Source organism: uncultured Ruegeria sp. (assembly GCF_947497005.1).
Taxonomy (GTDB): Bacteria; Pseudomonadota; Alphaproteobacteria; order Rhodobacterales; family Rhodobacteraceae; genus Ruegeria.
On record NZ_CANMFF010000002.1, the window covers coordinates 323,330 to 335,969 of the forward strand.

The 12,640-nt window shown below is 57.8% G+C and carries 10 protein-coding genes; 5 read left to right on the forward strand and 5 right to left on the reverse strand.

Features of this window, described 5'->3' with window-relative positions; translation table 11 throughout:
• Positions 1 to 18 precede the first annotated feature (18 nt).
• Genes hfq through Q0816_RS04055 form a run of 3 tightly spaced genes read left to right on the forward strand, consistent with a single transcriptional unit; the run spans position 19 to position 1,855 of the window.
• Positions 19 to 258 (forward strand): RNA chaperone Hfq, encoded by a 240-nt coding sequence (gene hfq, locus Q0816_RS04045; RefSeq protein ID WP_005982826.1) that lies wholly within the window; start codon positions 19 to 21, stop codon positions 256 to 258.
• Positions 258 to 1,529, forward strand: coding sequence for a GTPase HflX (gene hflX / locus Q0816_RS04050; protein WP_298847927.1), 1,272 nt, complete (start codon positions 258 to 260; stop codon positions 1,527 to 1,529). Before hfq ends, hflX begins: the two co-directional genes overlap by 1 nt.
• 29 nt (positions 1,530 to 1,558) lie before the next feature.
• Positions 1,559 to 1,855 carry a putative quinol monooxygenase gene (locus Q0816_RS04055; protein ID WP_298847929.1) on the forward strand — a complete coding sequence of 99 codons (297 nt, stop codon included), beginning with the start codon at positions 1,559 to 1,561 and terminating at the stop codon, positions 1,853 to 1,855.
• Position 1,856: 1 nt separating this feature from the next.
• Here Q0816_RS04055 and Q0816_RS04060 read toward each other — a convergent pair whose 3' ends face one another.
• The 4 genes from Q0816_RS04060 to hemB all read right to left on the reverse strand — a co-directional run bounded on the left by Q0816_RS04060 (position 1,857) and on the right by hemB (position 6,710).
• Positions 1,857 to 2,252: a nuclear transport factor 2 family protein gene (locus Q0816_RS04060; RefSeq protein WP_298847930.1), complete on the reverse strand. Its 396-nt coding sequence runs from the start codon at positions 2,250 to 2,252 to the stop codon at positions 1,857 to 1,859.
• A 110-nt stretch (positions 2,253 to 2,362) separates the two neighbouring features.
• A complete protein-coding gene (locus Q0816_RS04065; RefSeq protein ID WP_298847932.1) occupies positions 2,363 to 4,825 on the reverse strand; it encodes a penicillin acylase family protein in 2,463 nt (820 codons plus the stop codon).
• A gap of 170 nt (positions 4,826 to 4,995) precedes the next feature.
• On the reverse strand, positions 4,996 to 5,568 hold the full coding sequence (locus Q0816_RS04070) for a YSC84-related protein (RefSeq protein WP_298847933.1): 573 nt from the start codon (positions 5,566 to 5,568) through the stop codon (positions 4,996 to 4,998).
• 143 nt (positions 5,569 to 5,711) lie between these two features.
• Positions 5,712 to 6,710 (reverse strand): porphobilinogen synthase, encoded by a 999-nt coding sequence (hemB, locus tag Q0816_RS04075; protein WP_298847934.1) that lies wholly within the window; start codon positions 6,708 to 6,710, stop codon positions 5,712 to 5,714.
• Positions 6,711 to 6,830: 120 nt separating this feature from the next.
• Here hemB and Q0816_RS04080 point away from each other — a divergent pair, with 120 nt between their 5' ends.
• Positions 6,831 to 7,355: a component of SufBCD complex gene (locus Q0816_RS04080; protein ID WP_298847935.1), complete on the forward strand. Its 525-nt coding sequence runs from the start codon at positions 6,831 to 6,833 to the stop codon at positions 7,353 to 7,355.
• Positions 7,356 to 7,376: 21 nt separating this feature from the next.
• Positions 7,377 to 10,835, forward strand: coding sequence for a transcription-repair coupling factor (gene mfd, locus Q0816_RS04085; RefSeq protein WP_298847936.1), 3,459 nt, complete (start codon positions 7,377 to 7,379; stop codon positions 10,833 to 10,835).
• A gap of 145 nt (positions 10,836 to 10,980) precedes the next feature.
• Here the strand turns inward: mfd and Q0816_RS04090 are convergent, their stop codons facing one another.
• Positions 10,981 to 12,639, reverse strand: a complete 1,659-nt coding sequence (locus Q0816_RS04090) for a hypothetical protein (RefSeq protein WP_298847937.1) — start codon at positions 12,637 to 12,639, stop codon at positions 10,981 to 10,983.
• Position 12,640 lies beyond the last annotated feature (1 nt).

Sequence of the window (12,640 nt, forward strand, 5' to 3'; positions counted from 1 at the left end):
TGGCGAGATTATAAAAATATGGCTTCGGACAGACAGAATCTTCAGGATGCCTTCCTGAACAATGTACGGAAAGCTAAGGTTCCGGTCACTATATTCCTGATCAACGGTGTGAAGTTGCAGGGTGTGATCACTTGGTTCGACAATTTCTGCGTATTGTTGCGCCGCGACGGACAGTCGCAGTTGGTATACAAGCACGCGATTTCAACCATCATGCCATCACAGCCGATCAACCTGTATGAGGGCGAAGACGCCTCTTGATGGAACATGCACGGGCGCGCACCCGGGCTTGGGTGTTGCATCCCGAAATCAAATCAGATGAACAGCGCCGTGTCCCTGAACCGGCGCTGGAAGAGGCGGTGGCACTGGCCGCTGCATTGCCCGATCTGGATGTGATCGGGTCTGAAATCGTACGCCTTCAACGCGCCCAAGCGGGGTATTTGTTCGGCAGCGGCAAGATTGAAGAACTTGGCGAGCGATTTCGCGAAAACGAAGTTGAGCTGGTTCTGATCGACGGGCCGGTAACTCCGGTGCAGCAACGCAATCTGGAAAAGGCGTGGAAGGTCAAGATCCTTGACCGAACCGGGCTCATCCTTGAGATTTTCAGCGACCGTGCCCGGACGCGAGAAGGGGTGTTGCAGGTCGAGATGGCGGCGCTCAGCTATCAGCGGACGCGGCTGGTACGGGCATGGACCCACCTTGAACGTCAACGTGGCGGTTTGGGATTTGTCGGCGGACCCGGCGAAACCCAGATCGAAGCCGACCGCCGCGCCATTGACGAGCAACTTGTACGCTTGCGGCGCCAATTGCAGAAAGTGGTAAAGACCCGAACGTTGCACCGGGCGGCGCGGGCCAAGGTACCGTATCCTATCGTTGCACTTGTCGGATATACGAACGCGGGAAAATCGACGCTGTTCAATCACCTGACCGGGGCCGAAGTGATGGCCAAGGACATGTTGTTTGCCACGCTGGACCCGACCATGCGCCGGGTGCAATTGCCAGATGGCCCCGAGGTGATCCTGTCGGACACGGTGGGCTTTATCTCGAACCTGCCGACCGAACTTGTCGCGGCCTTCCGGGCCACACTTGAAGAGGTTCTGGGCGCTGATCTGATCGTTCATGTACGCGACATCAGTCACGAGGAAACGGAAGCGCAGGCGCAGGATGTCGAGACGATCCTGACCTCGTTGGGTCTGGATGAGGAACGTCCCAGTATCGAAGTTTGGAACAAGATTGATCTGCTCAACGCTGATGAACGCGAGGCGACGTTGGCGCGCGCGGAACGAGACCCGGCTATTTTCGCTATTTCCGCTGTAACCGGGGAAGGGATTGACCCCTTGCTGTCCGAGACCGCGACGCATCTGCAAGGCGCGCGGCATGAGGTGGTTTTGGACCTGTCCTTCTCGGAAGGCAACAAACGGGCCTGGCTGTTCCGCCAGGATGTCGTGCGTAGTGAAGAACAGACAGAAGAAGGGTTTCGTATTACCGTTTTGTGGACCAAAAAACAGGCGGCTCAGTTTGAGGCGCTGTAAATTTGGCGAAAGGTCGGGCCATGTCTGAAATGGCGGATAAAAGAGTTTTCCTGAACGGCTATATCGACGTGTCAGCCGACCGGCTCGAAGAGGTACGCGCGGCATTGCAGGAACATGTGAAGCTGACAAGAGCGGAAGCGGGCTGTATCTCATTCGACGTGATTGAGGATCAGACCAATCCAGGTCGGTTTAACGTGTCCGAAGTCTTTGTAAATCAGCAGGCGTTCGACGCGCACCAAGCAAGAGCTCAGGCGTCTGACTGGTCTCGGATCACTCGGGGGATACCGCGAAACTACAAGATTGAAAGCGGAACCGGCGGAGGCTAGTTCATGCGCCGTCGATCTGGCGCTGATAGTCCTCCGGATCGAACCATCCCAGCGATGACTGAACAAGATAGTCTGGTGTCAATTCCCACTCTTCCCATCCACGCGCGACAACATGATTTCCGGTCTCAGAGTGGTGCCCTTCAAGGGTCCAGACAAATATGGCATGGGACCCAGCCCATCGCATCATGTCGCAACGCACCTCCAAATCCGGAAAATCGGCGTAAAAGCCTCGGGCCATGTCAGCAATCGCTGCACGCCCTTCAATCGGGTCGCCTCGGTTAATTGTGATCTGCCCGTCTGGCGCGAAGAAACCGGCAACCGCATCGGGGTCACCTGAACTCCATGCAATAGCGTAATCCCGTGCGAGGTTGTTCAGAGTATCCCGAATGCTGGCCATAATCGTCCCCCCTTTGGTCCCACATAATCGGTTCGACGATGTTAGGCGAATTTCACCTTAGGTACCACGATGGTCCGGCCAACAGGGCGGGGACTTGCCGAATAGGCGGATTATCGCGGGATCAGATTGGTTACGCCAACGGCTGCTGCACGGGCCAGATCAATGTCCAGCGACATCGGGATATACTCGCCACGCCGCCAAAGCTGTGCCTGATCGTCATAGTAACGCGACAGGAAATGGCCGGATTGCCCGGTTGCCGTAATAAAGACCGAGCTGTTGGGGTCGGCGAAGTCATAAACGCCGCGATACCCCGCGCCGTGCACGTTCTGGAATGGGTCCGGACCTTCGCCCGACGTGCGACCACGCAGCAGGGTGTTGTCACCGCCACTGGTTGATTGGCGAATGTTCACGAAAAAGCGCAAAACAGGGACGGTTCCCAGCACGGGGTGATCGTGGGCCGCCTGATGCGCGTCGCCCCAGCGCAGGGATTCAAGCGCACTGCCATACCGTTCGGCAATCCAGATCAGGGCGTCATCCAGTGCGAGCCCCGCCATCTCGGTACAGGTCTCGACCGGAGCGCTCTGCAGTACATCGCACCAGATGCCAGCACCGTCGATGTTGCGATAGACCCGTTCTATGAAAAGCGGCTCGACATGTTTGTAATCGCTGGCCAACGGTCCAAGTTCGTCCGAGATCAGGCGGATCTGAAGCGCCCGCAGCCAGGCCGCGTAGATCAGCGGCTCTGGCAGGTGTTCGTTCATCTCACCGTTCCAATCCGCCAGCAGGGAAAGCGCAATCTGGCGCTGTCGTTCCGGCGTGCCTTCGGGGGCCGAGGCACCGGTGAACCAAAGATCGGCACCGATCAGCGGCAGCAGGGACCGTGCGGTAAAGCTGACCGTGTCCAGTTGCGCTTCGACAAAGCTGTCGCGGGTATGGACCTCACGCGATTGCATCAGGCGTTCCCAGCGATGCACGCGCTGTGTATCGCCCCATTCATAGGACACATGATCCGGGAACGGGCGGTCGATGATCTTGTTGTTCGTGTTGCCCAGAACACCGCCGACAGGGGCCACAAATTCCGGGTTGTCCGCATAGGGCAGGCGGCCCTGCCAGCGATTGGCTTCGATCCAGCCCGGTGTCGGGATACGTCCGCGACTTTGATTTTGCAGATCACGGCGGGGCATGGCTCCGATCAGCTTCATCGCATTGGTCGTCTTGTCGACCAATGACAGGTTCTGCGATGGCGCGATGAACTGCTCACCGACCGTGATGGCCTGCTGAACGTTGTCGGCGTTCATCAGCGCCATGGACGCCGACATCGACGTGTCTTGCGGGCTGAGCGCTGTCCAGGACAGGGATGCCACGTGGCCTGGTGGCATGATGGTTTCCAGCTTGTAATCCGTGCCCGGCAGCACCGGCCCGTTGTCTGTCCAGCGCAGGGTCAGCGTAACCGGAGCCTTCCCCTTGATTTCGATGATCGAAGGGCGGGTCTGGAACTCTTTAAAGCCGTCCGGGGTCAGGTATTCTTCAGGGTTATCAGGGTTCAGTTGCTCGATATGAACGTCCTGATCGTCCAGATAGGAGGATGTCAGCCCCCATCCCAATCGATCGCTGCGCCCGGTCATGATGGCGGGAACACCGGGGATCGAGGCTCCGATCACACCGCCTTTTTCCAGACCGAGATGCGCCAGATACCAGACCCCGGGCGCTGTGAAGCCCAAATGCGGATCGTTGGCCAACAGGGTCCCGCCACTTGCCGATCGTGACGGTGCAGCGGTCCAGGCGTTCGATGCCCCGGCAAGACCGCGTTTTGGAAACGGTGAAAGCGGTGTTTCAGGGATCTCCGTACCAGCGGCATAGCGTGGCAGGTTGGGGAATAGCGCCGCATATTCTGGCAGTGCGGCAATGCCGGGTCCGGGAACATCGGGCAGGATATCCGCCAAACGCTGGGCGTCGCTCAGCATCAAAGACGTACGGGCACGCAGAACTTCATCGCTCAGGTGACCCGACAGCTGCAGTGCCATCAGCTTGATTATCGCGATGCTGTCGCCCGGTTGCCAGGGCGAGACCGGGGCATTGAACAGGAACATTTCCGGCGCGCCACGTCCCAGCGCCTCTTCGTTGATTTCGGTCAGCCGGGCGTTGACCCCCGCAGAATAAGCACGCAGGGCGGCCCTGGTATAGTCGTCCTGCACCTCGACCGAGCGATGAGCGAGGCCATAGAGGTCGAACCGACGCAGTAGCTTGTCGATGTGAAGCGTACGCGGACCAAAGACTTCGGACAGGCGGCCCTGCGCGGTACGGCGCATAACAGTCATCTGCCACAATCGGTCCTGTGCATGGGCGTACCCAAGGCCAAAGAACACATCGGGATCAGTCTGGCCCAGAATATGCGGCACGTTGGCCGTGTCGCGCACGATCTCGACCGGGGCGGTCAGGCCGTCAACCTCAAGCGTCTGGTCATAATCCGGCAGGGATTGGCTGGCCAGGAAATAGACAAGGCCCATTGCGACGAGGATCAAAATGATCAGTCCCGACGCAATGCGCACCAGCCAGCGGAAAACAAGACCCATTACTGCCCCATATTCTTATTCAGATGAAGGTTGCGCAGAGATTAGAGGATGGTCGGTCTGACCGAAAGAGGAACGCGGCATGAACCTGCTCAAACAGGGTTAAAAACAAATGCCCCGCCGCAGTGTTACGCTGCGACGGGGGCCATTTGTGGGGGAAGTGGTAATCCGGGTTATGGAATGATGCGTGTGTATTTCGTGCCTTCGACGGTTGCGCCGATCTGAAGGCCCGCTTGCCCGAAGATAGCGGCGAGAACTGGTGTGCGCAGCGTCGTGGTATCGGTTGACAGCGAGTCGCCCTGATCGCTGACCACATAGCCAATGTCGGCTCCGGCGGTCCAGCCGCTGGAGCGACGGAAATCGTTCAGCGCATCTTCGGTCATGAAGAAAAGAACATGCGCATATTGCTGTGCGCCGATCTGCAGCCCGGCGGTGCCCTTGACGGCCGAATAAAAATCGACCGTTGCATCGTTGATGCGTAAAGCGCCGCGGCCATAGCCGCCGCCGAACACGAACCCGGCTTCGGTAATCAGTGGCATGACAAGCAAGCCGTTGGCCTTGTTCGCGATTTCAACCGTGTTGGGGTAGCGGCTGTACATTTCGGTCAGCGTGGCATCAACGCGAGCATCGATTGTGGCCGCGTTGGAATTGCCGACGCCATTGCCGCAGGCGGCAGTAAGGGTCAGACCCGCCATGCCAAAGGCAAAGCCGCGACGGTTCAGTCGGGGGGAGTTGGAACTGCTCATGGTTTTTTATCTCTGTAACTGTGCCTGAAGTGTCGGGTGATCCCGATCTTGTTGGCAAGGATACGCCGATTAAGGCGATGTGTCACGGGAAAGCTGCTCGCCATAGCGGGTTTGTCGGCGAAAAATTGCGACTCTCTGGGGTTTTAGCCCTGCAGGATGCGCGCAACCTGCGGCGAGAAATAGGTCAGGATGCCGTCGCACCCGGCGCGTTTGAAAGCCAGCAGACTTTCCAGCATCACCTTTTCTCCGTCGATCCAGCCATTCTGAGCGGCAGCCTGGATCATCGCGTATTCGCCGGATACCTGATAAGCATAGGTCGGCGCACCAAAGCTGTCTTTCACCCGGCGGCAGATATCCAGATAGGGCATCCCCGGTTTGATCATCACCATATCTGCACCTTCGGTCAGATCGCGTTCGATCAGACGCAATGCCTCGTCCGAATTGGCGGGATCCATCTGATAGGTTTTCTTATCACCGGTCAGCGCCCCGGATGCGCCTACCGCGTCGCGGAAGGGTCCGTAAAAGGCGCTGGCATATTTTGCGGCATAGCTGAGGATCATTACGTTGTGATGGCCCGCGCCTTCCAGAGCGCGGCGCATTTCCCCGATCCGGCCGTCCATCATATCTGATGGGCCGATGATATCCGCACCAGCGTCAGCTTGAGCAAGGGTCATTTTGACAAGCGCCTCGACCGTTTGATCATTCACGATCTCGCCATCGACGACATAGCCATCGTGGCCGTTGATATTGTAGGGGTCCAGTGCCACGTCGGTCATCACAGCGATGTCGGGCGCGGCCGCCTTGATTGCCCGGATCGCCCGGTTCGACAGGTTGTCAGGGTTCCAGGCCTCGGCGCAGTCTTCGGTTTTCAGCGCGGAATCTGTGTAGGGAAAGATGCAAATCGAGGGAATTCCAAGCGCTTGCGCTTCGACGGCAGCTTTTGCAATCAGATCTACCGACCGGCGAACTACACCCGGCATCGAGGGTACGGGCTCTTCAATCCCTTCACCATCGCGCACAAAAATCGGCCAAATCAGGTCATCCGTGGTCAATGTGGTTTCGCGCACCAGCCCGCGAATTGCCTGAGACTGACGGGCGCGACGAAAGCGGGTCATGGGGTATTGGGCAATGGTTGGTTTCATGGCGCGTTCTCCTTGAACATTCGAGCATTGGGTGGCATGAATTCACAAAGGTCTCAAGGGTATCAATGGACGCGGCTGCGTGGCAGAGCCTCCCTGAGTGGTTTGAATAAAGGGTTGGGTTTGGACTGGTACTCTTCGATCTTCGAGATCATCGACATGCGCAGCTTTTCGAATCTGTGGTTTTGGATCGTTTTGGCCGTGATGTGGTCATCGGCCAGCCATTGGGTGATGGGCATCCCTTACGATCTGGTGGTGCGGGCCCGGCGGGTCGGAGGGCAGGTCGAGATTGATCTTCTTGATATCGTTCGCATTCACACCAACCGGATTCTGCTGATCGTCGACATGTCTGGTACGATCCTTTTGGCGTTTGGGTGTTTTTTGTTCACCGGCCTTGCTACGCTCGGGTTCTATTATGGAGTCGAGTTCGCGCAGGCCGTATTTCTGTTGCTGTTTCCAATGACATGGGTGCTGTTGGTGAACATTGTGCACGCGCGGCGCTTGCGGCGGCAGGAACTGACCCTCGAGACCGTATCGAAAACCATTGCGCGCTGTCGGCTCTATACCCAGATCATAGGCATGATCTCGATACTGGTCACTTCGTTCTGGGGCATGTATCAGAACATTTCGATTGGCGTTCTGGGATAGCAAAATCTGAAAGGCGAGGCGATGAAGGCTCCGAACCACGTGACAGTTGGCGGTGCCCCCGAAGGGTTTGACGCACAGCTTGTGCTGAATGAAATCGCCCGCAGAGACGGGGCGGTGGCCCATGTCGCACGTGATGACAAGCGGATGGAGGCGATGCGCGCCGCGCTGACTTTCTTTGCTCCTGACATGCCGGTCTTTGTGTTTCCGGGCTGGGATTGCCTTCCTTATGACCGGGTGTCGCCAAATGCGGATATCTCGGCGGCACGGGTGGCCACGCTTGCGGCACTGGTTCATCAGATGCCGCAGAAGTTTGTGTTGCTGACCACGCTGAATGCTGCCACCCAACGTGTGCCGGCGCGCGAGGTTCTGCGCGAGGCGGCGTTTACCGCACGTGTTGAACAGCGCATCGATGAGACCGCGCTCAGGAACTTTCTGGTGCGCATGGGATTTACACAAAGCCCCACGGTCATGGAGCCGGGAGATTATGCCATCCGCGGTGGCATCATCGACATTTTCCCTCCCGGAGAATCCGGCCCCGTTCGTCTGGACCTGTTCGGAGATGTTCTGGACGGCGCGCGCCGTTTTGATCCGGTGTCTCAGCGCACGACCGAAAAGCTGGATGTGGTTGAGCTTGCGCCTGTGTCCGAGGTCATTCTGGACGAGGCCGCCATCACTCGGTTCCGTCAGAATTATCGCATCGAATTCGGCGCGGCAGGCACAGATGATCCGCTGTACGAGGCAGTCAGCGCCGGTCGCAAGCATCAGGGTATCGAACACTGGCTACCGTTCTTCCATGACAAGCTTGAGACACTGTTTGATTACTTGCCGGATGCGACGATCACCGTCGATGATCAGGTTGCGCCTGCAAGATTGGCCCGGTGGGACACGATTGCCGATCAATATGAAACCCGGCGTCTGGCGCTTGAAAACCGATCCCGCATGGAGACGGTTTACAAACCCACACCTCCGGGCTTGCTGTATCTCGATGATGCCGCGTGGGAATCGGCGGTTTCGGGTCGTCGTGTCATGCAGTTCAGCCCCTTGCCACAGGCCTCGGGTCCCGGTGTCATTGACGCGGGCGGGCGGATCGGGCGGAACTTTGCACCAGAACGCCAGCAAGAGAGCATCAGCCTGTTCGGCGCTCTGGCCAGCCACATCACAGCCAAGCTGGACAAAGGCCCGGTTCTGATTGCTTCTTATTCAGAAGGTGCGCGCGAACGCCTGACCGGTCTGATTGAGGACGAAGGTCTGGCTGAGGCCATCCCGGTCACCAATGACACCCGCATCGGAAAACGCGGCTTGCACCTTGCTGTCTGGGCGCTGGAGCATGGGTTTGAAACCCCGGGCCTGACGGTCATTGCCGAACAGGATGTTCTGGGTGATCGCCTGATCCGCCAACCCAAGAAACGCCGCAAGGCCGAGAATTTCCTGACCGAGACCCAATCACTCAGCCCCGGTGATTTGGTTGTGCATGTGGACCACGGGATCGGTCGCTACTTGGGGATGGAGGTCGTCACAGCTGCCGGCGCCGCCCACGAATGCCTGCTGCTGGAATATGCCGAGCGGGCCAAGCTGTACCTGCCTGTCGAAAACATCGAACTGCTGTCGAAATACGGCCATGACGAAGGGCTATTGGATCGACTGGGCGGCGGTGCTTGGCAGGCCAAGAAAGCCAAGCTGAAAGAGCGTATCCGCGAGATGGCGGATAAGCTGATCCGCATCGCTGCTGAACGTGCCTTGAGAAAGGCTCCGGTGATGGACCCACCTCCGCATGCGTGGGAAGAGTTCAGCGCCCGGTTCCCCTATCAGGAAACCGACGACCAGTTGCGCGCGATCTCGGATGTGATGGAGGACATGCATTCCGGTGCGCCAATGGACCGGCTGATTTGCGGAGACGTCGGTTTTGGCAAAACCGAGGTGGCGATGCGTGCGGCGTTTGTCGCGGCTTTGTCCGGTGTTCAGGTGGCTGTCGTAGCACCGACCACCTTGCTGGCCCGCCAACACGCGGCAAGCTTCAAGGAACGGTTCCGGGGCTTTCCGCTGGAGGTTCGGCAACTGTCGCGATTTGTTTCTGCAAAAGAGGCTCAGCAAACCCGCGATGGGATGTCACGCGGAACGGTGGACATCGTGATTGGGACCCATGCGCTGCTGGCCAAGAATATCCGGTTCAACAATCTGGGTCTGCTGATAATTGATGAAGAACAGCATTTTGGTGTGAGCCATAAAGAACGGCTGAAGCAACTGCGCAGCGACGTTCACGTGCTGACTCTGACCGCAACGCCGATCCCGCGCACGTTGCAATTGTCTCTGACAGGTGTGCGCGATCTGTCGATCATTGGAACACCGCCCATCGACCGGTTGGCGATCCGTACCTATGTCAGCGAGTTCGATGCGGTCACGATCCGAGAAGCGCTGCTGCGTGAACATTACCGCGGCGGGCAGAGTTTCTATGTTGTACCCCGTATTTCGGACCTGCCCGAAATCGAAGAATTCCTGAAATCTCAATTGCCCGAACTGACCTATGTGGTGGCCCACGGTCAGATGGCGGCAGGTGAGCTTGATGATCGCATGAACGCGTTCTACGACGGTAGGTACGACGTGCTGCTGGCCACGACGATTGTTGAAAGCGGATTGGATATTCCGACCGCGAACACGATGGTGGTTCATCGCGCGGATATGTTCGGCCTTGCGCAGCTTTATCAGATCAGGGGCCGGGTAGGGCGGTCCAAGACGCGCGCCTATGCCTACCTGACCACCAAACCGCGGCAGAAATTGACCGCAACGGCCGAAAAACGCCTGCGCGTTCTGGGCTCGCTGGATACATTGGGTGCCGGGTTTACACTGGCCTCTCAGGATCTCGACATTCGCGGTGCGGGCAACCTGCTGGGCGAAGAACAGTCCGGCCAGATGCGCGATGTCGGATATGAACTCTATCAGTCGATGCTGGAAGAGGCGATCGCCAAGATCAAAGCGGGCGAGATGGAAGGGCTGTCGGATGCCGACGATCAATGGGCTCCGCAAATCAATCTGGGTGTACCGGTTCTGATCCCCGAGGATTACGTACCTGATCTGGACGTGCGTCTAGGTCTTTACCGTCGCCTGTCGTCACTGGCAACAAAGGTCGAATTGGAAGGCTTCGCGGCTGAACTGATCGATCGGTTTGGAAAACTGCCGAAGGAAGTAAACACACTGATGCTGGTCGTGCGTATCAAGGCAATGTGCAAACGAGCGGGAATTGCAAAGCTGGACGGTGGGCCAAAGGGCGCAACGATCCAGTTTCACAATGACAAATTTGCGTCCCCCCAGGGGCTGGTTGAATTCATTCAAAACCAGCGTGGCATGGCCAAGGTCAAGGACAACAAGATCGTTGTGCGTCGCGATTGGAAGAAAGACAGCGACAAGATTAAAGGTGCCTTTGCAATTGCTCGCGACCTTGCCGAGAAAGTGGTCGCAGAAAAGAAAAAGGCCAAGGCCGGTTGAGATGTAGGAAGGGGGCTCCGCCCCCGCTGCGCGTGTCGCGCGACTCCCCCGAGGTATTTTCGGCCAGATGAACAAGGGATGCCAGCTTCATCTGGCTAAAAACACCTCCGCCGGAGGCATCGCGCGTCAGCGCGACCTTAACACTTCAATTACGCATCGCAGACTGTGCACAAAAGCATGACGCAGCCACTATACGGTCGGCGCGGGCGAGGGCCAGGCCGAGCCGTTGTTTGATCTGCAGGATTTCTACTTCTTCTCCACGGGCTTTAAGGCAATCGTGCAACCCTTTCAGGCTCCAAACATTGTCTGGGTGGATCGAAGCGCGGCTTAGCGAGCCGCCGAGACCCAGATCTTCGCGATAGACTGCCTCTGCTTCTTCCGTATGGCCTTGTTCGAACAGCAAGGCTCCAAGCGCGTGGCGTGTCGGCTGCATCCAGCCCCAGGGTTCGTCATAAGGCAGTGTATCGTCCAGTTCGACCGAGCGGCGCAGATGGGCAAAGGCGATTTCGAAATTGCCTTTGCGATATTCGATCTCACCGTGCAGCATTTCCCGCGCTATTTCCAACAGGTCGATCACACGGTTGTTGTGCAGCCTGCGGGTTTCGGGCACGCATTCCTTGGCTGCGAGAAACAGGTTCTCTTCGGCTTCGGCGTTGATGACATCACCGGTTGCGGCGTGGGCAATGGCGCGCGCGTAATGGGTCGTGGCGGTTAAAGTACGGTAAAGATCCGGGTCCGAGGGTAGTTCCAGCGCTTTGGCCTCGTCCCACAGGCCAAATCGGATCAGGATATGTGGACCCATGGACATGTAGCTTTCGAAGAAATCCGCCATGGGGGGGCTTTCGATGCGCAGCATTTCTTCGGGCGTCGTTTCCCACAGGCCCTGATTGGCACGCAGGGCAGGTTCGAGTTGCCCCAGAAACAACGCACCGTAGATGGCGAAGTGATAGTTATGTTGTCGATAACCGGTGTAAATGTTGAACGCGCCTTCGCGTTCATAGTACTTCAGGTCAGCTTGCGAAGCTTTCTCATTCCAATGCACCACATTGTGGTAGTGACCGCAGAGAACATCGATATGTGTCGGCATATGCACCAGATGGCCCGCATCCGGAACCAATGTGCGCAGGACATCACCGGCTTTCAGGGCCTTTTCTGGCGTAGGTGACATCTCCATCAGATGGACATAAAGGTGCAGAATACCGGGATGCGACATGGCTGCCGGTTCGTTGGCCATGGCCCATTCCAACACGTCTTGGGCCTCAAGCGTTGCAGCGCCCTTGGCCGGTTCGCCCGTTTTCAGCTCCCACATCTTCCAGGGTGTCAGGTTCAAAAGCGCTTCTACATAGATTGTGCGCAGGTCAAGGTGATCGGAATGCCTCGCAAACGCCGCGCGCATTGCGGCGGCAAAATCGTTATCCCACGGGTGCATATCCTCGATAGGATCTCGCTGTGGGTAGCGCGCAGGAAGGGCCCGGATCAGGGCTTGCTCAACAGGCGTGCATGTGTCGGCCAGCTCAAGTGCTTTTTGCATGGCATCAAAGGCCAGTGATAGGGCTTTTCTACGCCCCCGTTCGTCCTGCAAATCCCAGGGCAGGTTGTAATTCGGCCCTGCCGCGTAGGCCACGCCCCACTGGGCCATGGCGCATTGAGGGTCATGCTCGGCCGCGCGCTGGAAACACGCAACAGCTTCTTCGTGATTGTACCCATAGGTCCAGTTCAGGCCGCGGTCGAACCACAGTTGCGCCTCGGGGATCGAAGTGGAGATTGGACATGTATAGTGGCCCAGATCGTAATAGTCACTCATC